This is a genomic window from Acinetobacter sp. CFCC 10889, assembly GCF_003268395.1.
In the GTDB taxonomy this organism is placed as follows: Bacteria; Pseudomonadota; Gammaproteobacteria; order Pseudomonadales; family Moraxellaceae; genus Acinetobacter.
Window position 1 is genome coordinate 1 of record NZ_LQXQ01000057.1, and the last position, 21,009, is coordinate 21,009.

19 protein-coding genes and 2 pseudogenes are annotated in these 21,009 nt (G+C 38.3%); 15 read left to right on the forward strand and 6 right to left on the reverse strand.

Annotated elements, in window-relative coordinates:
• Positions 1 to 72: 72 nt before the first annotated feature.
• Entirely contained in the window at positions 73 to 429 is a 357-nt protein-coding gene (locus AVJ19_RS16960) for a roadblock/LC7 domain-containing protein (RefSeq protein WP_111860815.1), read from the forward strand.
• Positions 430 to 471: 42 nt separating this feature from the next.
• On the opposite strand, the gene AVJ19_RS16965 is transcribed toward AVJ19_RS16960, so the two are convergent.
• Positions 472 to 663 carry a ribbon-helix-helix domain-containing protein gene (locus AVJ19_RS16965; RefSeq protein ID WP_111860816.1) on the reverse strand — a complete coding sequence of 64 codons (192 nt, stop codon included), beginning with the start codon at positions 661 to 663 and terminating at the stop codon, positions 472 to 474.
• Between the two features lie 267 nt (positions 664 to 930).
• On the opposite strand from AVJ19_RS16965, the gene dtd reads away from it, so the two are divergent.
• Entirely contained in the window at positions 931 to 1,371 is a 441-nt protein-coding gene (gene dtd / locus AVJ19_RS16970; RefSeq protein ID WP_111860817.1) for a D-aminoacyl-tRNA deacylase, read from the forward strand.
• 157 nt (positions 1,372 to 1,528) lie between these two features.
• Positions 1,529 to 2,314 carry a hypothetical protein gene (locus AVJ19_RS16975; RefSeq protein ID WP_162626637.1) on the forward strand — a complete coding sequence of 262 codons (786 nt, stop codon included), beginning with the start codon at positions 1,529 to 1,531 and terminating at the stop codon, positions 2,312 to 2,314.
• Positions 2,315 to 2,370: 56 nt separating this feature from the next.
• Here AVJ19_RS16975 and AVJ19_RS16980 read toward each other — a convergent pair whose 3' ends face one another.
• The 3 genes from AVJ19_RS16980 to serB all read right to left on the reverse strand — a co-directional run bounded on the left by AVJ19_RS16980 (position 2,371) and on the right by serB (position 5,008).
• Complete coding sequence (locus AVJ19_RS16980) at positions 2,371 to 2,856, reverse strand: SCP-2 sterol transfer family protein (protein ID WP_111860819.1); 486 nt, start codon at positions 2,854 to 2,856, stop codon at positions 2,371 to 2,373.
• Between the two features lie 189 nt (positions 2,857 to 3,045).
• A complete protein-coding gene (gene aciT / locus AVJ19_RS16985) occupies positions 3,046 to 3,360 on the reverse strand; it encodes a ciprofloxacin tolerance protein AciT (protein WP_111860820.1) in 315 nt (104 codons plus the stop codon).
• Positions 3,361 to 3,787: 427 nt separating this feature from the next.
• Positions 3,788 to 5,008 carry a phosphoserine phosphatase SerB gene (serB, locus tag AVJ19_RS16990; RefSeq protein ID WP_111860821.1) on the reverse strand — a complete coding sequence of 407 codons (1,221 nt, stop codon included), beginning with the start codon at positions 5,006 to 5,008 and terminating at the stop codon, positions 3,788 to 3,790.
• Between the two features lie 77 nt (positions 5,009 to 5,085).
• Between serB and AVJ19_RS16995 the strand changes: the two genes are divergently transcribed.
• The 12 genes and pseudogenes from AVJ19_RS16995 to AVJ19_RS17050 form a co-directional block, all read left to right on the forward strand.
• Entirely contained in the window at positions 5,086 to 6,372 is a 1,287-nt protein-coding gene (locus AVJ19_RS16995) for a hypothetical protein (RefSeq protein ID WP_111860822.1), read from the forward strand.
• Positions 6,373 to 6,680: 308 nt separating this feature from the next.
• Positions 6,681 to 7,793, forward strand: a complete 1,113-nt coding sequence (ribBA, locus tag AVJ19_RS17000) for a bifunctional 3,4-dihydroxy-2-butanone-4-phosphate synthase/GTP cyclohydrolase II (RefSeq protein ID WP_111860823.1) — start codon at positions 6,681 to 6,683, stop codon at positions 7,791 to 7,793.
• A gap of 49 nt (positions 7,794 to 7,842) precedes the next feature.
• Positions 7,843 to 8,313 (forward strand): 6,7-dimethyl-8-ribityllumazine synthase, encoded by a 471-nt coding sequence (ribE, locus tag AVJ19_RS17005; RefSeq protein ID WP_004718750.1) that lies wholly within the window; start codon positions 7,843 to 7,845, stop codon positions 8,311 to 8,313.
• A 3-nt stretch (positions 8,314 to 8,316) separates the two neighbouring features.
• Complete coding sequence (gene nusB, locus AVJ19_RS17010) at positions 8,317 to 8,766, forward strand: transcription antitermination factor NusB (RefSeq protein ID WP_111860824.1); 450 nt, start codon at positions 8,317 to 8,319, stop codon at positions 8,764 to 8,766.
• Between the two features lie 9 nt (positions 8,767 to 8,775).
• The gene (thiL, locus tag AVJ19_RS17015; protein ID WP_111860825.1) at positions 8,776 to 9,690 is read left to right on the forward strand and encodes a thiamine-phosphate kinase; all 915 of its coding nucleotides are present in this window, start codon (positions 8,776 to 8,778) and stop codon (positions 9,688 to 9,690) included.
• The gene (locus AVJ19_RS17020) at positions 9,668 to 10,189 is read left to right on the forward strand and encodes a phosphatidylglycerophosphatase A (protein ID WP_111860826.1); all 522 of its coding nucleotides are present in this window, start codon (positions 9,668 to 9,670) and stop codon (positions 10,187 to 10,189) included. The genes thiL and AVJ19_RS17020 overlap by 23 nt, the downstream gene beginning before the upstream one ends.
• 20 nt (positions 10,190 to 10,209) lie before the next feature.
• Entirely contained in the window at positions 10,210 to 11,574 is a 1,365-nt protein-coding gene (gene glmU / locus AVJ19_RS17025; RefSeq protein ID WP_111860827.1) for a bifunctional UDP-N-acetylglucosamine diphosphorylase/glucosamine-1-phosphate N-acetyltransferase GlmU, read from the forward strand.
• Positions 11,575 to 11,586: 12 nt separating this feature from the next.
• Positions 11,587 to 13,425: a glutamine--fructose-6-phosphate transaminase (isomerizing) gene (glmS, locus tag AVJ19_RS17030; RefSeq protein WP_111860828.1), complete on the forward strand. Its 1,839-nt coding sequence runs from the start codon at positions 11,587 to 11,589 to the stop codon at positions 13,423 to 13,425.
• Positions 13,426 to 13,582: 157 nt separating this feature from the next.
• Positions 13,583 to 14,404 (forward strand): TnsA endonuclease N-terminal domain-containing protein, encoded by an 822-nt coding sequence (locus AVJ19_RS17035; RefSeq protein ID WP_111860829.1) that lies wholly within the window; start codon positions 13,583 to 13,585, stop codon positions 14,402 to 14,404.
• Positions 14,388 to 16,460 (forward strand): annotated as a pseudogene (locus tag AVJ19_RS17040) (transposase). Before AVJ19_RS17035 ends, AVJ19_RS17040 begins: the two are co-directional and overlap by 17 nt.
• 6 nt (positions 16,461 to 16,466) lie before the next feature.
• Positions 16,467 to 18,122: an AAA family ATPase gene (locus tag AVJ19_RS17045; RefSeq protein ID WP_111860830.1), complete on the forward strand. Its 1,656-nt coding sequence runs from the start codon at positions 16,467 to 16,469 to the stop codon at positions 18,120 to 18,122.
• 62 nt (positions 18,123 to 18,184) lie between these two features.
• Positions 18,185 to 18,402, forward strand: a pseudogene (locus tag AVJ19_RS17050) (IS256 family transposase); the annotation flags it as partial.
• 315 nt (positions 18,403 to 18,717) lie between these two features.
• On the opposite strand, the gene AVJ19_RS17055 reads toward AVJ19_RS17050, so the two are convergent.
• The gene (locus tag AVJ19_RS17055) at positions 18,718 to 20,073 is read right to left on the reverse strand and encodes an ATP-binding protein (protein ID WP_111860831.1); all 1,356 of its coding nucleotides are present in this window, start codon (positions 20,071 to 20,073) and stop codon (positions 18,718 to 18,720) included.
• A complete protein-coding gene (locus tag AVJ19_RS17060) occupies positions 20,073 to 20,735 on the reverse strand; it encodes a response regulator (RefSeq protein ID WP_111860832.1) in 663 nt (220 codons plus the stop codon). The genes AVJ19_RS17055 and AVJ19_RS17060 overlap by 1 nt, the downstream gene beginning before the upstream one ends.
• Positions 20,736 to 21,009 lie beyond the last annotated feature (274 nt).

Here is a 21,009-nt window from a genome sequence, read left to right on the forward strand (position 1 = left end):
GTATTTAAAAATGTCAAAATCCAAAAATACTTTTTATATTTCAAATAAATGGGATTAAAATAGGAAATTTATATGTCAAAGCTTAATTTAGATGCACTAAATGAAATTGATGGGGTCATTGCAGCAGCCCTAGTTGATAGTTCAAGCGGTTTAGCGCTTGCAACGATTGGTACAAGTTTAGATTTAGAACTTGCAGCAGCAGGCAATACAGAAGTCATTCGTGCAAAGCGTAAAGTTGCAAATGCACTACAACTTAATGATAAAATTGAAGATATTTTAATTACTTTAGGCAAGCAATATCATTTATTACGCCCTTTAGATCGTAACGATGAATTATTTTTATATTTGGTTTTAGATCGTCAAAAATCTAATCTCGCAATGGCTCGTCATGAATTACGTGCTTTTGAAAAAGAACTCGATTTTTCTTAAAATTTGACTGCCATCACTGTGTCTGTGATGGCAGTTTTTATTTCATTCATTTTTATCTGTAGGGCTATTTTTTAATTTTGTTGCATATTCAACACCATGCTCTTGTAAGTACTCACGAATCAGTTGGCGCACAACTTGTGAAGGTGTAATATCTTGTTGGTTACAGAGTTCTTCAAAAGCTTTTTTCTTGATCGGATCAATCAAAATGGTGAGTCGAGCAGTTTTATTTTCCACGACAATTCCTTTTTAAGTTTATTATCATTTAATTATTATAAAAATTCACTAAAAATATGATGAATATCACATCATTATTTAAGTTTATCTGATAGTTCATCATTACGATGACTTAAATAACGACAAAAATTTTAAAAATACAAAATTTAAACAAGCTATATCGCATTATATTGAATTGAAAGCATCCAAAAATCAACGCCTTTTCCCTCAAAAAATCATGAAGTTTGCTAAAATATTCACATTTTCAAAATCAATCATGGTTAAGTTATGCGTGCGTTATTACAACGAGTTCTAGAAGCCAAAGTCGTTGTTGATGGTGAAACAACGGGGGAAATTGAAAAAGGCATTTTAGTTTTTTTAGGTATTGGCAAAGAAGATAATCTAGAAAAAGGTAAAAAGCTGATTGATAAAATTTTAAAATATCGCTTTTTTGATGATGAACAAGGCAAAATGGGCTGGAATGTTAGCCAAGCAAATGGTGGAATTTTATTGGTTTCACAATTTACCCTGATGGCACAAACCCAAAAAGGTTTACGCCCTGATTTTGGACCAGCTATGCCACCAAATGATGCCAAAACCTTGTATGAACAATTAGTTGGCTATGCACAATCACAGTTTAACAATGTACAAACAGGTATATTTGCCGCAGATATGAAAGTACATTTGGTCAATGATGGACCCGTGACATTTAATTTGGAAGTTGAATAATTAAATCTAATCATGGAGAGTTTTTAAACTTTCCATTGCACTCTGCTCATTCTACACAGTCATAGTGATGTGTGCAGGAATAATAATAGGTTCTTTCTCTATCGTATTTTTTCACCTATATTTTGTGTTATAGATCGATAAATACAAGGATTGCATTATGAACAAGAATAAATGCTATAACATCAGCCTCATCGCATCATTGGGCATATTGATGAGTGGTTGTGCGACGACATTAATCAATGATTTGCATGGTCCAGCCCCTATACAAAGTACAGTAGAAAAAAGGCAGAAAATTTTTTCAGATCAAATTATCAGTTATGGTATACCTGCAACCCCGATCAAAAACCACGAATACGCCATCGCCATGGCAGGCAAAGAATATAGTTATCTTATTCAACCTGCTGATAGCTTTAAAAAAACCTTATTTCGTGATTTTTTTAATCAGCTCGATACTCAATATTTGGCATTTACGACACCCAAAGAAATGAATGATGATCCTTCAAAAGCCAATAGCATTCAACAGCTATCTTTTGATATAGAAAAAAATAAAATCAAACAAACACTCATGTTTATTTTTATCAAGCCTATGGCGAGTTTAAAAGACAATGAACAAGCCAAAATGGAACAATTTCAATTTCAATGTCATGTAAAATTGATTGAACAAAAAAGCTATTTAACCTGCAAACAAAACATCACTGTAGAACTAACAGTAGCAACAAAAGCTCAAAATACGCACCAATTGGCACAGCAGTTTAGAACACCATTAACTTTTGATTTTTATCAACTCGACACAAGCCATCAATATAATCTCAAAAAGCTTGCTTTAGCACCCTTTTACCCACTCACGGTTACCTATGACATTCTAAGCATACCTGTACTTGCCGGTCTAGCTTATATGGGTATTGAGGGACCTGCCAATAAAGCACTTGAAGGTTTATTCTGATCAATCATTACAAAATATAGCCACAAAAAAACCCTCTTATCGAGGGTTTTAATTTCTTAGAATGAACGACCTGTTTTTTCTTTCAGAAAAGCACGAGCCTGTTTGATTTTATCTTTGACAGATTTTGGCACTTTCGGTGGAATCAATTTCGCCACTTGGTTAAACCATACCAATAAGCTGAAATCGCCTTCCATCTTAATGCTGCCATTTTGCATGCCTGTCATAAATGCACTTGGATCGCCTTTTACCAAAGTTTTTACACCTTGCTCGCTGTCCGCAAACTGTAAAATAAAATCAGCTTTTTCAACATTGCCTGCAACTGATTCGATTTGACCATTATTAACAATGATTTGACGAGCAACGCCTGTATCTGTGCCAATCTCAATACGGAATTGACGGTCGTGGGTCAGCTCAACAAATTTAGGACTGGTGCGTGCCAGTTGCTTCATACGTAGTGCTAAGCCAAGTACCAAAAGATCTAAAGGATCAGTACTTGCATCAACAATAGGTAACTTTACAACGGGTATTGAAGAAAGTTTCATGACATTTTAGCCTGTTGTTTTAATATAAAAAATCTACTCATCATCCTAGCATAACTTGCGATCTACAAGACAAAGCTTCAAACAAAAGTATACGCAGAAAAAAGGTATATCATTCGATATACCTTGAAAATGTCTTTTTGAATTATTTTGTTGAACGCTAAAGTCAGTTATTGTTATGAAATATTATTTTTATTCATCTTCATAAACAGGCGTATGTTCAATATATTGTCGATTCTGAATCGCTTTTTGTGCCATTTTATCTACACGCAACAACAACACTGTTAATGCACTCATCGCCACAATAATTGCAGTTAAATAACTATAAGAAACAGATAAATCAAAAAAACTTTGTACATTAAACCGTATCGTCTCTAATATGCCCCAGAACACCATTCCTGCCAGCATAAATCCCAACCAATGACGATATGGAGAAAAGAACACAGTCGCTAACGCAATGGCAATTAGACCAAATCCAATCAATGTCGCCCATGTCGCTGTTACCATAACAACCTCCGTCAAAATGAAGCCACACCATTCAAATAAAAAGGGAATGCACTACAATTTCTTTCAAGCCAATATTTATTCTTTGAGATCTTACCAAAGCTTATATTGTGCATTATGGCGATTTTTTTTCAGAAGAAAATACCTGTTTTTAGGTAAAGCGACACACTTTGTCGTGATATTATTTTGTCATTACATTTTTTTATTTTCAATTTTACATGCGGGCTAATCCTTGCCTGTCCTCACGTGTCATTACAAAAAAATACAATGATACTTTTCCATAAAAATAACTTTTTTCTATCTGCTCAATCTCTAATCTAAATGCTGAAATCATTTTTACACTCAAAGCAAAAAACACTATTTTTCAATCAAAAAAGAGCAACTTTGTGCTGCTCTTTTTCATAAAATTGACATATTTTAAATTGGTAAATTAAGCACGATTTAAATCTTTATCATGCACACCTAATAGATATAAAACACCATCTAAACCAACACTTGAAATCGCTTGATTGGCATTTTGGCGTACCAAAGGTTTCGCACGAAAAGCCACACCTAAACCTGCAATCGAAAGCATTGGAAGATCATTTGCACCATCCCCTACTGCAATCGCTTGTTCAAGGGAAATGCCCATTTTTTCAGCCAATTCCGTCAGTAACAAGGCTTTACGTGCACCATCCACAATATGACCTTTGACTTCACCTGTCACTACACCGTCTTGCACATCCAAGATATTTGCATGTACTTCATCAATACCTAATTTTGCTTGTAAATATTCAGCAAAATACTGGAAACCACCTGACAAAATCGCAGTTTTATAACCGAGTGATTTCAGCGTTTTAATCAAACGCTCAGCACCTTCAGTGACTGTTAAACGTTCTGCAATTTTAGGAAGAACAGAAGCATCTAAGCCTTTAAGTAAAGCAACACGGGCACGGAAACTTTGTTGAAAATCAAGCTCACCTTGCATTGCACGTTCAGTAATTTCAGCAACTTGATCCCCCACTCCTGCTTCGATGGCAAGTTCATCAATCACTTCTTGCTCAATCAATGTAGAGTCCATGTCAAAACACACTAAACGACGATTACGGCGGTAAGCGTTGTCTTCTTGTACAGCAACATCAATGCTCGACTCCGCAGATAAACGCAAACATGCAGCACGCATTGCGGCAGCATCAAGCATTTGTCCACTTAAACCAAACTGGACACATGAACGTTTGGGTTCACTTTCCTGTCCATTTCGCTCTGGTCGACCTGAAAGTCGAGTAACAGTTTCGATGTTGAAACCTTGACCAGACACAATATTTGTTACTGCTTGTAAATGTGCAGCAGTCAGTTCAGGTGCTAGAGCCGTTACAATATAACGGGTTCTGCCACCTTCACTCACCCATTGATCATATTCCGCACCTGCAATCGGTTTAAAACGAACGGTTAATCCGATATCGTGTGCTAAAATAAGGATATCTTTCATGGCTAAAGCCGTGGCGGTTTGGTCATCTGACGAAACCACGATCCCTAAAGTCAACTGGTTATGAATAACTGCCTGCCCTACATCCAATATTTGCAAAGAATGTACGGACAACACTTGCATTAATCGAGTAAACTGATTGGGTTGGTCAGGTCCTAAAAATGATATAAGAATGATTTCTCGCATGAATTGACTCGGGTCTGAGCTACAACTATTGTTAGAATCATAATCGAAATCGAATATTTTTTCTTTGGAAGTTTAAGTTGAATGCGCCGAGACAAGGGCTATTTGCTAGCCTACTGATTATAAGTTTTGCTTTACATACCTTTTTATTGGTAGTTGCAACCACTCATCAACTCAATGAGAACCGTGCAAGCCAAGGTCAACTCATGACCAGTCAATTGGTTGCAGACAGTCTTACAGAGCTTGAACCTGCCAATACAGTCTCTTTGGCGCTGTTGGCAAATCGCTATGCGACCAATCCAAGCGTAGCATCGATTCGTATTTTAGATTCACAAAAACAAGTGCTTGCAACCAGTGGCTTGGCAAAAACTCGTCAAGGTGAAGTCTTTGTCCGTGACGCACTACAAAATGAGAAAAAAGTCGGTAGTATCGAAATTACACTGATCAAACCCAGTATTGGTGAGATTTTAAGAACACAATGGTTAGCGATTTTATTTTCATTCATTCTACATGCGTTGATTTGGCTGGCTTATCGTGCGATTGCTCGTCCAACACGCAGTGAATTTTTAGCTCGTTTAAATAAAGAAGCTCGCTTAAAACATGAAATTCAACAACTCATGGAAGCTTTAGAAGCTGAAAAAGCGGATAAAACCTTAGCCATTGCGCAAGCAAAACAACAAGTGAAACCAAAACCATTAAAAGTTGAGTTACCTGTTGAATTTAACAAAGAACAAGCTGCGATTGCTTTAAATATCCAATATTACGACCCGAAACAGTTAATGAATACGGTCAACCAATCTGTATCTGTACCATATTTTAATTTATGCCAAATTTTCTTAAATAAAAGCATTGAATTATCAGCACAGCATTTCAAACTTAATTCTAAAGACTTTGTAATACATCAAGAATTTAATCAACAAGGTTCTTTAGTCACTGTGGCTGCGGACAAACCAAGTGCAGCGCATTGTATTTTAATGATTGGTTCTGTGTTCCAACTTTTATCTGATGTTTTATATAAGCGTTACCGTGAAGACAAACGTTTTGTATTACAAACACGTTGTGCTGTCACTACAGATGTTGAGGCGATGCAACTTGATGCGATGCAAGCAGCGGATCGTTTAACCCATCATTTGATTGCTAAAGAAATGGCATTGTATTTAAGTAATGACCTACTCAAACAAATTGGTGAAAATTACCAATTGGTTTCTATGCCAAATCCAACCAATGTCCTGACACGCCATGCCTTCATGATCAATGGAATGAATGCTGAGTCAGCCGAACTTGCACAAAACATTCGCACTGAAATTTTAAAGGGTAAAAAGAAAAGTGTTACACCTCATGAGGTAAACCCAATCTCAGCATCCTAAAATGCTTTCAGATGCAACTTTAATATTGTTATTCCATAAAAGCACTTTGATTTACAAGGTGCTTTTTTTACGCATATACATTTTTTCAGAGATAAAAGATAAAATTTAGCTAAACAAATGTTGAAAGATTAAGCGAAATTGCCATAAAAATAACAGCACATGCTTTTCATTTCCCTATAGCCTTGTGTATAACTATGTTTCCCAAAGGAATGTGATAAGCATAGGCAAACCACCACAAAACACGGTAGACTATGTCACAATGAATTAAATGAAAATGTCACATAGACAGATAAAAAAGGTGAAGCTTGATGCCGCTCAATACTGTTGAAGAGCTTGTAGCAGATATCCGTGCAGGAAAAATGGTTATCTTGATGGATGATGAAGATCGTGAAAATGAAGGTGATCTCGTCATTGCTGCAACCCATGTACGCCCTGAAGACATCAACTTTATGATCACCCATGCACGTGGGCTGGTCTGTCTAACTTTAAGTCGTGACCGCTGTAAACAATTGGATCTCCCTTTAATGGTTGATAGCAATGGTGCACAGCACGGTACAAACTTTACTTTGTCCATCGAAGCTGCTGAAGGCATTACGACAGGTATTTCTGCTGCGGAACGTGCGCATACCATTCAAACTGCGGTTGCAGCACATGCTAAACCAACAGATATTGTTCAACCTGGTCATATTTTCCCATTGATGGCGCAACCAGGTGGTGTACTGCACCGTGCAGGTCATACTGAGGCAGGCTGTGACTTAGCACGCTTAGCAGGACTTGAACCTGCATCTGTAATTTGTGAAATTATCAATGAAGATGGCACGATGGCTCGTCGTCCTGACCTAGAAGTATTTGCCGAAAAGCATGGCATTAAAATGGGCACCATTGCTGATCTGATTCATTATCGGATGACCAATGAGCAAACCGTTGAGCATTTAGATCAACAAGAAATTGAAACTGAATACGGTACATTTAATTTGCATCGTTATCGTGAAATTGGTAATCCCGATATTCACCTAGCATTAGTGAAAGGTGAACCAAAAGACGGTGTAACCACTGTACGTGTGCATGGCTTTAATCCTGCGCGAGACTTGTTGAAACTCAACAAAAAAGATGGTGAAGCTGCATGGAACTTGGACAAAGCATTGAAAACCATTGCACACAGTGAACGTGGTGTTTTGGTGTGGATTGGTCAACGTCATTTGTCTGATTTAGGTCCTGCGTTAGAAGCCTTAACTAAGCCAAAGCCAACCAAATCGAATGCTGCACTTTCTCAGCAATATCAAACGATTGGTGTTGGAGCACAAATTTTACGTGATCTTGGTGTTGAGAAAATGAAATTGCTCAGCTCACCATTACGTTTTAATGCATTATCAGGTTTTAACTTAGAAGTGGTAGAATACATTACCGCTGATCAAGCCTAAACCATTCTACTTTTATTCGATATTCATCTGTTAAATCATTGAGGTTGCTATGGCGATTCGCCGAATTGAAGGTTTGTTACATCTCGCGAGCGAAGACCGTTACGCGATTTTAGTTGGTCGTTTTAACAGCTTTGTTGTTGAACATTTACTAGAAGGTGCAATTGATACATTGCATCGTCATGGTGTTAGCGATGATAATATTACTGTCGTTCATGCACCTGGCGCTTGGGAACTTCCAGTCGTGGCTAAAAAATTGGCTGCTTCTGGTAAATTTGATGCTGTGATCGCACTTGGCGCAGTGATTCGTGGTAGTACACCACATTTCGACTTTGTTGCAGGTGAATGCGCTAAAGGTTTAGGCGTAGTTGGTTTAGATACGGGTCTACCTGTGATCAACGGTGTATTGACTACGGACAGTATTGAACAGGCGATTGAACGCTCTGGTACAAAAGCAGGTAATAAAGGTGGTGAAGCTGCCCTTACTGCAATTGAAATGGTTAACCTGTTAAAGGCAATTTAAAGCATGTCGCAAACACTCCAAGCTACTTATGCAGCAAAACGTAAAGCACGTCGTTTTGCTGTACAAGGGATTTATGAATGGCAAATGAGCCACAACCCTGTGCATGAAATTGAAGCACGTACTCGTGCTGACAATGCGATGCATAAAGTGGATCTCGGCTATTATCATGAGTTGCTCACACAAGTGATTGCCAACCATGAAGCATTGGATGCTTTACTCGTTCCAGTTCTTGATCGTGAGATTGAAGCACTGGATGGTGTTGAACGTGCAACGTTGCGTTTAGGCGCATATGAGCTAAAAGATCATCTCGAAGTTCCGTATCGCGTTGTTTTAGATGAAGCAATTGAGCTGGCAAAACACTTCGGTGGTGCAGACAGTCACAAATACATTAATGGTGTATTAGACCGTTTAGCAACCAGCCTACGTGCAGCAGAAAAGCAACAAGCGAAATAACTTGCGGCTATGGCTGAGTTTTCAATTATCGACACTTATTTTAACCGTCAATCTTATGATGTAGATCTAGGTGTCGGTGATGACTCAGCACTGCTCTCTCCTCCCCCACAGCAACAATTAGTCATCTGTACAGATACATTGGTTGCAGGTCGACATTTTCCTTTAAATACTTCTGCCCATGCGATTGGTTGGAAATCTGTTGCTGTCAATCTCTCAGATATTGCCGCAATGGGTGCTAAACCACATAGTATTCTTCTTGCATTGAGCCTACCCCAAATTGATCATGACTGGCTAAAAGGCTTTAGTCAGGGTTTATATGATTGTTGCGATCAATTTGGTGTACGCTTAATTGGTGGTGATACCACACAAAGCCCTCATTTAACCATTACCGTGACTGCTCTTGGTTGGATCGACACAGGCAAAGCCATTTTACGCTCAGGTGCGCAAGTCGATGATCTAGTTGTCGTCAGTGGTACTGTAGGCGATGCTGCTTTCGCATTGGAGCATATCGGACATTCTTTACAACAACGGTTAGATTATCCAACACCGCGTTGTGAACTTGGCATATTACTGAAAAACCTTGCCCATAGTATGCTTGATATATCCGATGGTTTAGCCCAGGATTTGGGACATATCTTGGATGCTTCAAACGTTGGGGCGACTTTATATCTTGACCAACTGCCGTTAAGCGAGACTATTCACACTTTACCATCTGAAAAACAATGGAAATATGCGCTTTCGGGTGGCGATGACTACGAATTATGCTTTACAATAAGCCAGCAAAACTATCAAAAACTTTTGCAATTACAACCCAATGTTAAGACTACAATCATCGGGAAAATTAAGGCACAGCATGGACTCACTTTTGAAAAAGATGGCTTAGATCATCCTCTTCACTTTCATGGATATCAACACTTTGCATAAACCTCCTATTGTCTTTAAAAATATGACATGGTCTGAACGCTTTATTGTGTTCTGTGGTGTTGGTTTTGGCTCAGGTTTAGCACCCAAAGCCCCTGGAACCTTTGGTTCAGCATTTGCCTTATTATTTATCCCAATTTGGCTCACCCTTGGCTTTTATGCGTCAGTTGTAGTGATGACGATCATGTCATTGGTCGGGATTTGGATTTGTGGCAAAACTGCTGACATCATTCATGTGCATGATGATGGGCGTATTGTTTGGGATGAATTTGCAGGACAATCTATCACCTTTCTTCCGCTCATTTATTTTGGACAAATGAGTTGGATTTGGGTATTGATCGGTTTTGCGTTGTTCCGTTTATTTGATGTCTGGAAACCTTGGCCAATCCGTGTCATTGATCAAAAAGTCGATGGCGGCTTTGGCATCATGTTTGATGACATCATCGCAGGCTTTTGGGCAGCCTTGTGTATACTCATTTATTTATATTTTAAAATGGCTTAAGCCAATCTGTTAGGTGTGATATGTCGACAACTGTGATCATTCTTGCGGCAGGTAAAGGAACACGTATGCGTTCCCGCTTACCTAAGGTACTTCAACCTTTGGCAGGACATCCTTTATTGGGTCATGTGATTGAAACAGCAAAACAATTACAAGCAAAAAATATTATAACAATCTTTGGTCACGGCGGTGATTTAGTTCAAAATGCCTTTGCCAATGAAAATGTAGAATGGGTTGAACAAACTGAGCAACTCGGTACAGGGCATGCTGTTAAAGTCACTCTACCTGTATTACCTCAAGATGGAATTTCACTGATTTTGTCGGGTGATGTACCTTGTGTACAACAAAGCACCCTACAAAAATTAGTCGATGCCTCTACTGCAACAGGTATTGGTCTGGTGACTTTAACCTTGGATGATTCGACAGGTTACGGTCGTATTGTACGCAAAGATGGTAAAATTCAAGCCATTGTTGAACATAAAGATGCTTCAGAAGAACAACGTCAAATTAAAGAAATCAATACAGGGATCTACTGTGTCAGCAATGCCAAATTGCATGAATGGTTGCCTAAACTCAGCAATGATAATGCGCAAGGTGAATATTATCTAACGGATATCGTGGCAATGGCTTTGGCAGATGGGATGGAAATTGCATCCATTCAACCTGAACTTGCTTTTGAAGTTGAAGGCGTCAATGACCGTGTACAATTGGCAGCTTTAGAAGGTGAATATCAAAATCACCAAGCAAAATTACTCATGCAACAAGGCGTGCATATTATTGACCCGCATCGTTTTGACCTACGTGGTCAACTCATTGCAGGACAAGATGTGCGGATTGACATCAATGTCATTATCGAAGGTGTTTGTGAATTTGGTGACAATGTTGAAATTGGCGCAGGCTGTATAATTAAAAATACCAAAATTGCTGCAGGTACCAAGGTCCAACCGTATAGCGTGTTTGACAATGCTGTTGTCGGTGAAAATGTCCAAATCGGTCCATTTGCCCGTTTACGTCCAGGTGCGAAACTAGCAAATGAAGTACATATCGGTAACTTTGTAGAAGTAAAAAATACTGCTATCGGTTTTGCATCAAAAGCCAACCATTTTGCCTACTTAGGTGATGCAGAAATCGGAGCAGAATCAAACATTGGTGCAGGAACGATTACCTGTAACTATGATGGTGCCAATAAACATAAAACCATTATTGGTGACAATGCCTTTGTTGGTACCAATAACTCATTGGTTGCCCCTGTAAAAATTGGCAATGGTGCAACAACAGGTGCAGGCTCAGTGATTACCCATGATGTGGCGGACAATAGTCTTGCATTTGAACGTGCGAAACAAATTTCTAAAGAAAATTATCAACGTCCCCAAAAGACTACGAAATAAGAGGATATAACTATGTGCGGAATTGTTGGTGGCGTTGCTGAACGTAGCATTACAAATATTTTAATCGAAGGTCTAAAGCGCCTTGAATACCGTGGTTATGACTCTGCAGGTGTTGCATTGGTTGACCAAGGTCAAATTTTACGTGAACGTCGTGTCGGTAAAGTTGCAAACCTTGAACAAGCGGTTTCTGAATCAGATCTCATTGGTTCTTTAGGGATTGCACATACGCGTTGGGCAACACATGGTAAACCGACTGAAAATAATGCACATCCGCATATTTCAGGTGATGTTGCTGTTGTACATAATGGTATTATCGAAAATTATCAAGAGCTTAAAGATAATCTTGAAGCTTTGGGCTATGTATTCACTTCACAAACTGATACAGAAGTGGTTGCACATTTGGTACATGAAGCACTCAAAACGATTCCTGATTTATTAAAAGCTGTTGAAAGTATTGTGCCTCAACTCAAAGGTGCTTATGCACTTGGAATTGTCCATACCGCACATCCTGATGAACTCATCACCGTTCGTGAAGGTTCTCCTCTTGTTATTGGTGTTGGTATTGGTGAAAATTTTATCAGTTCTGACCAATTGGCTCTTTTACCCATCACTAACCGTTTCATCTACCTTGAAGAAGGTGATATTGCACGTTTAACACGTAATAGCATCGAAATATTTGTAAATGGTGAATTGGTGAATCGCCCAGTAAAAGAGTTGGATGCCGCAGTGAGTAATGCATCAAAAGGCGAATATAAACACTACATGCTCAAAGAAATTTATGAACAACCTGAAGCGATTCAACAAACCATTTCTCAAGCACTGAATGGCAATGCATTACGTGATGATTTCCTTAAAAAGGCAGAAGTTGATTTTAACAATATTCAACAAATTCAAATAATTGCCTGCGGTACCAGTTACCATGCTGGGATGATTGCCAAATATTGGTTTGAACAACTGATTGACTTACCGTGTCAAGTCGAAATTGCCAGTGAATTCCGTTATCGTTCACCTGTGATCGTCGACAAAACACTTTATGTATGTATTTCACAATCAGGCGAAACGGCAGATACTTTAGCCGCATTACGTGACACACAAAAACGTGCTGCTGCCAAAAATCTCAATATCAGCACCATGACCATTTGTAATGTTGCAACATCATCTATGGTACGTGAAACCAATCATCACCTTTTGACCCTTGCAGGACCTGAGATTGGTGTTGCTTCAACCAAAGCATTTACTACACAACTTGCTGCATTAATGTTGCTCATTTTAAAAATTGGTCAAGTAAAAAATTCAATTTCTGCTGAAAATATGGCAGAAATTACCGCAGCTTTATGGCACACTCCGAAAGTTATTTTAGATACTTTACAGGGTGATAAAGCCATTTTACGCTTGTCAGAATTGTTTAAAGAGAAGCAACATTGCTTATTCTTGGGTCGTGGTACAGAGTATCCAATTGCGCTTGAAGGTGCATTGAAATTAAAAGAAATTTCATATATTCATGCTGAGGGTTATGCTGCAGGTGAACTGAAACATGGCCCACTTGCTTTAGTGGATAATGATATGCCTGTAGTTATTCTTGCACCGCATGATGACATGTTAGATAAATTAAAATCTAATATGGAAGAAGTTCAAGCACGTGGCGGTGAACTTTTTGTTTTTGCAGATGAAAATAGCGGTATCACGGGCAAAGATCGCCAACATGTGGTACATATTCCAACGACCAATAATTGGTTAGCACCGATTGTGTATAGTATTCCTGTACAGCTTTTATCTTACCATGTCGCAGTTTTACGTGGTACGGATGTCGATCAACCACGTAATTTAGCAAAATCAGTGACTGTGGAATAATTCACAAAATACTTGAAAAGGCTTGTGGTCAGACAAAATAGTTATTAACTATACAAAACAGTTGCTAACTATGACATTAAAGTTATTAACTACACAAAATAGTTGTTAACTATAAAAAGCCCAAGTATACTGATTAAAAAGTATACTGGGCTTTTTAATGGCTAAATCTCTGAATGGCTTAACCGAGATACAGATTGCTAAACGAATCAAAGAAGGACGTGGACAAGGTTCAGGTGCTAACTATAAACCTTGGCTAAGAATTCATGAAGTGCCATCCCAAGGTCTATCCCATCGTATCTACTCATTTAAAACCAAACGCACCCATCATCTGCTATCCAACTTGGAGCTTGGCGTCTTTTTAACTTTAGACTGGATGGGTCATGTACAAGATATACGCGAGCAATACCCTCTACTACGAGATGAAACCATTGAGATTTCCTCTAATAATGGCATTAGACATCCTAATATTCGTGGCATCAATCAGGTAATGACTTCGGATTTTTTAGTAGATAGCTCATCCCATAAACAATTTGTTATTCAGGTCAAACCTTTATCAGAACTCAAAAATCCTAGAACTATTGAGAAATTAGAAATCGAAAGGCGTTATTGGGCGAGCAAGGAAATTCCTTGGTACATCATTACTGAAAAAGAGCTGAATCCAACTGTACTTGATAATATCAAATGGCTTTATTCATCTCAGACAGATATGCACGATTATGACCAACTGCTTAATGCTTTGAGTAATTTTGAATTTTTCTGCCAAAAACACCTACAAATGAAACTATCTGATGTCTGTAAATCTATTGATCGAGAATATCAACAAGACCTTGGTCAATCCTTGGCTGACCTAAAACAACTTATGGCCCATCGCCTAATCAAATTTGATATTACCCAGAAATTCAAAGAATTAAGAGTAAAAGATATCACATTCTATCAACATCAACTTGTAGAAGGATTCCTCAATGTGGCAAATCAATGAGGTTCTTAAATTTGATGATCAACTTTACCGTATTCTTTTTATTAATTTTGGAGATATATTCTGGATTCAGATCAATAAAAAGAATGCTTTACCTGAAGTAGTGAGAGAAGAAGCTCTTTCTGAATACTTAGATAATGAACGCTTAACACGCGCTAAAGACCCTTTTGTCAATTTGATTTTAGAAGAACCTGCTTTAGACTCCATTGCCTTTATCAAAAGAGACAAGGCTTTCAATCTTATAAGAGAAATTATCTAAGAACCGAACCACTATGAACCATCAATTCGGGCAACTTTAATTCATAAAATTGAGTCTTCTGGTTTGGTGTCTAAACCAACGATTTATAAATATCTGCGAAAATATTGGCAAAGAGGACAAATTCCCAACGCGCTATTGCCAGATTATAAAAATAGTGGTGCCCCCGGTAAAACTCGGACAGAAATTAACACCAAGAAAAATGGACGTAAACGTCAATTTGGTGATGGTGAAGGTTGTCAAATTACCCTTGAAATAGAAAGACTATTTAGATTGACGATCTCTAAATATCTACTCGTAAATAGTCCACTCAAAACAACTGAAGCGTATCAAAAGTTCCAAAGCTTATATGAACAGTACTACCCCAAAGAAGATAGCAAGAATTATCCAACTTTAAGGCAATTCCGGTATTTTTATCATCGAGAATACACAAAACCCCAACTTATCGAAGCTCAAACAAATCCTACTGATTTTAAAAAGGATAAGCGTCCCTTATCTGCAACAAGCACATCAAGTGTACTTGGACCTGGTAGTCGTTATGAAATTGATGCAACGATTGCTGATATTTATTTAGTTGCAGATGATGATCGGACCAAGATTATAGGTAGACCGACCTTTTATAGCATAAGTGATGTCTTTAGTCGTATGATCGCTGGTTTTTATGTCGGTGTTGATAACCCTTCATATGCAATCGCTATGCAAACTGTATCTGTTGCATGTAGTAGTAAAGTTGTTCTTTGCAAAGAGTTTGATATCGAAATATCTGAAGATGAGTGGCCGACTGTTGGTTTACCAAGTGCAATTCTTGCTGACCGAGCAGAAATGTTGAGTGAACAAGCTGAAACTCTGACCAATGGCTATAATGTGCGTTTAGAAACAGCTCCACCAAGAAGAGGAGATACCAAAGCAGTTGTAGAAAGCTGCTTTCGTACTATTCAAGCTGAATTTAAACCCTATGCTCCAGGTATTGTTCAAGGTCATCGGATTAAGAAACATGGCGAATCTGATTATAGACTTGAAGCAGCACTTACCCTAAAAGAATTCACTCAAATTATTATTCAGGCGATTCTATTTCGTAACAATCATCATGTTCTAGAAAAATATGATCGAGATGAGGACATCCCTGAAGATATTCCATCTATTCCACTTCACCTTTGGAATTGGGGAATTCAGAACCGTATGGGCAAGCTCCGTACAGTTGATGCTGAACAGTTTCGAGTTTCATTATTGCCACGGACTAAAGTTTCAATCTCTCCACTAGGAATCAATGCATGGGGATTGTATTACAATAGTAGTGAAGTCTTACGAGAAGGCTGGTTACATCGTAGTGATGAAATACAACGTCCTCAGAACCTAAAAGCAGCATATGATCTTCAAAACACAAATAAAATCTATCTTTTCCCAAATTCTGCTAGCCAATCCTATTGGACTTGTTCCTTAAATATTCGGAGTCGTGCTTATGCAAATATGAGTTTCTCGGAGGTTTGGGATAAGCAATATCTTGAGAAATATGCGCAAGCGAATGCTAAACATGCAGAAACTCCACACAGTATCGCCTTTAAAAGATCAGTTCAGGCAATCATTGATAACGCCAAAAAGCAAACTCCTAAATCAACTCAATCAAGCCGTGAAAGAATTAGCCAAATTCGAGCCAATAAAAAGGAACAAAGGCAAAAAACTAATTTAACACCTTTACCAGAAAGTCAACAAATGGCTAATATTATAAAGTTTAATAAATCAGTAGAAGATGATGACTATAGTCTCCCATTCTCTCCTGGACTATTCAGTGATGATGAGGAGTAAATTTTCATGCATCCGTTAAAAGTTCAAGCTGTTTACCAAGATACAGGTGTTCCTGCCTATAAGGGCAACCCATTCATTGAAGCTTTACCTCCTTTACTGGAAGCTTATACTCAGACTCGTCATTTAAGATCTAGTTCAGACCCTTCTCTTCAAGATCTCAATGCCCCACGAGTCGTCCGCTCCCATTCAATTGCTCGTCTTAGTGATGAGTTTTTCCAACCACTTAATAACCACATCCTTTTAACAGAAAGAATCTCATTGATGATTCGTGGAGGGTATGTCGGAAGGAATCCACGTACAGGTGATCTTCAAAAACACCTACAAAACGGATACGAGCGCATACAGAAAGGTGATCTTCAAGCTTTTAGATTTGAAAGTGTGAAATCAACAGCTCAAAGTATGGTTCTGATTGGCTGTTCTGGATACGGAAAAACGACGTCATTAATTAGAACTCTTTCAGCCTATCCTCAAGTTATTTATCACCCTGATCTAAATATTGAGCAAGTCGTTTACCTAAAAATTGATTGTTCACATAATGGTTCCTTAAAAGAAATTTGCTTAAATTTCTTCCGAGCATTAGATCAAGTCCTTGATACTCAATATGAGAAGCAATATGGGCTAAAACGCTACAACATTCAGGCATTACTCACTAAAATGTCACAACTAGCGAATGCTCATGCATTAGGGCTATTGGTCATTGATGAGATCCAGCATTTAAGTCGCTCAAAATCTGGTGGCCCTCAAGAGATGTTAAATTTCTTTGTCACAATGGTAAATACTATTGGTGTACCTATCATGTTAATTGGTACACCTAAAGCCAGAGAAATTTTTGAGGCTGACTTTCGCTCAGCACGTAGAGGAGCTGGTTTTGGAGCTATTTTCTGGGAGCCATTACAAGAATACATTGATAATCAGCTTAACCCTGAATGGATAGCTTTTACAGATAAGCTTTGGAAACAGCAATTACTTAACCAAAGAGATGAGTTCCTATCAGATGATATTCGACATATTTGGTATGACTTGAGCCAAGGCATTATTGATATTGTAGTTAAGTTATTTGTTCTTGCCCAATTAAGAGCTATTGCAACAAATAAGGAACGAATTACATCTAAGCTGCTGCAACAAATTTATAATGAAGAATTGAAACCTGTACACCCCATGCTAGATGCATTACGATCAGGAAATATTGAGAAAATTTCACGCTATTCTGATTTAGTTATCCCTGATATGGATCGTAAAATTTTTGATCTTCAACAAAAAATCAAAAGTATACCTGTTGATAAATCATCAGAAGATTTTTTTAGACAATTGGTTACTGAGGATGAGCGTCGTATTTATACTATGTTCAAAGATGAATATAAGCCCCAACACCTGATCGAATGTATCAAGACTGCATATCAAGAGCAGCCGACAGCTTCACGCCAACAGATTATTCCAATTATTTTTAACTTATTATCTGCTGATAGCTATTCATCAAGTGATATTGTTAAATTAATACCCCAAAAATCAGAATACTTAAAGCCTAATCAATGGGATACATTGTCCCAAGATGATTTACGCTTTATTCATTCTCAATTGCTCACAGAAAAAGATTTACATAAATCACTTTTAGAAAAAAATTTGATTTTAGAGATAGAGAAAGTTTTATTAAAGACTGGATAATTACTGGACGCTATTTTAAGTATCTGATGAACCCTTATTGTGCTTCCAAAAGACTTTTACATTATGTAAAGATTGGTGAATTTGTGACATATACTACCTTCAGGGAAAACCATTGTATCAGAGGAGACATTAGCTATCCTGCTAAAGTACATCATACAATTTATACAAATGAGTCATTGAATAGTGTGATCCGTCAATCAAGAAAAGAAAAATCTTTTCTTCCGATGATTCTGTGAAGAAAGAAGTAATTTACTTCGTAACATTAAATCCTGCTAAGAAATAGACATTGCCAATCTTATGTGGCATTACTACTCATGACTTTAAGCAATGAATTGATTTACTATTCATTTCGATGGTTGATTAAATGATCATTTATAAAAAATCGGACTTACACAAAATGAGTTACAGACTCTAATATCACCCTCACTTTAAGTGGCATAAGTTATATTACTGCTTTTATCAGACTTATGCTGCAATATATGAGTGTAGGACAGTAGGCTTTTTTACCTCTGTCGCTATATAGCCATAAGTAGTTATGGCACCCCAATCTTCAATTTTGAAAACTAGTTCTCAGCCCATTAAATAGCGTCATTATTTAGTTCTGCTGGTTAAATTCAATCCTAACCATAAGACCACCAATAGCATTTGTCCGACGTAACTCAACTTTTCCGTGATATAAATCGACAATTTGCTTAACAATCGATAAGCCGAGACCACTACCAATAATGACACTGTTCTGATTCACCCTATAGAATCTTTGGAAAATCAGCGGTATTTGTGCTTCATCCAAACCAATTCCATTATCCTCAATCTGCACAAAGCTATAATTTTTAACACAGCCACAACTGATTTTTATGACACACGGGCGTTCATAACTACGATAGATGATGGCATTCTCTAAAAGATTACGGAGCATAATTTCCAATTGATCCATTTGTGCCATGACCAGGGCCGACTCCAGTTGTAACTGTAAGTCAATCTTTGCCTGACGAAGCTGAAAATCCATCATCGCAAGGGTACTTTGAATCACATTAACGAGATCAACCGAGCCTTGAGCTTGATGAGCATTGGGTTCAATCCGTGCCAAGGTTAGTAACTGCGTAATCATTCGCGAGGCCTTATCAATGCCAATCATGATGTCCTCAGTTGCTTCTCGCGCCTCCTCGGTAGAACGTGCGCTCTGCAAAACTTGTGCATGCAGGCGGATCGCAGCTAGAGGTGTACGTAACTCATGAGCTGCATTTGAGGTGAAACGTTTTTCACGTTGCAAACTTTCTGCAATTTCACTCAATAATGTATTTAATGAATTCACCAAAGGTTCGATTTCTTTGGGTACGACAAGATTAATAGGTTTTAAATGCTCAATCGACTGCTTTTCCAAGTTTTGACTGATGCTGAACACAGTAGAAAGATGGCTGCGTATGGTCTGTAAAATCAGCCAGGACAGTAATGGTAAAAAAAATGCTGAAATCCCTATTAAAAATAACAACATATCTCTCTGAATATCCTGACGGATCGTCCAAACCTGTGCAATTTGTACTTGTATAGTGTGGGTGCTGTCCCAAACCGAATAACTGCGATAGGTTTTATTACGAATCTGAATCCAGCCAAAGTTGGCTTGCTGGACAAACGGATGTGTGCCAATGCCAACCGAACGATAAATCAACTTGCCATTACGATGCCAGATCTGGAATATAATCTGATTATAATGCTCCCCTTGAGCTTTCTCGATGACCGTATGATCCGGGATTCGCCCCGCCAGTGAACTTGAAGTAGTCGAAAGTAAAGCATGGGCTGTTTCAGCCAGTGATTTATCAAAAATATTATTCGCGGTACGCTGCATTCCCCAGTAAATACAACCTAAACTACCCACCCACACACTGGCGGTGATGACCATTAAAATAAATGATAGACGTCTGGTCAGTGAATAACTGCGAATGAAATTGGCCATTAATAATTTTCATCCATAATATAGCCAAAACCCTGCACTGTACGGACAATGTTTTTCCCAAGCTTGCGCCGTAAATTATGAATATAGACCTGGATCACATTACTGCTTACATCCGCATCATAGGCATAAAATGAGTTTTCTATGCTCTCCCGTGAAATAATCCGGCCACGGTTAAGGATAAAGAGTTCCAGCAAGTGAAATTCTTTCTGAGTTAATTCAACTTCAGTTTGATCTCTCAGTACCTGTTTGGTCGCTTTATTAACTGCAATATTGCCAATCTGAATCAAATCACTCACTTCACCTGAAATACGGCGCAATACTGCTTGAATCCGTGCAATGACTTCATACAAATCATATGGCTTAACTACAAAATCATCTGCTCCTGCATCCAAACCTGAAATACGCTCCTGAATTTTATCCTGAGCAGTCAGAATAATAACGCCTACTTTATTCTTTTTACGGCGCAGTGACTTTAAAACTTCCACCCCATTCCGGTCCGGCAAACCTAAATCAAGCAAAATAAACTGATAATCATAACTCGCCAAAAAATGATAGGCTTGCTCTGCTGTGGTGGCGATATCGACCACAAAATTTGCATGGTCTAAGCCCCGTGCTGTCGCCTTAGCCAGTAAGGCATCGTCTTCAACTAACAATATTCTCACGTCTGAGCTACCCTCTCATTCTGCTACTTACAAGCCTATATTTATTTCTGTGAAAGCGGCAGGTACTCTGGCCCAAGGAAGATAAAACACCAACCGAATAATAATCATACAAAGCATTGATATATCAGCACTCTACTATTTTACTCTGCCTGATGATCCTCATGTAAAGGCCATAACTGATGCGAATTCAGCAATAGTAAACTCAAGCTTTCTGCATAATCAATTTTGGCTTGATCAATTCGACCGCGCGCATCAACCAGTTGCTGTGAATGAA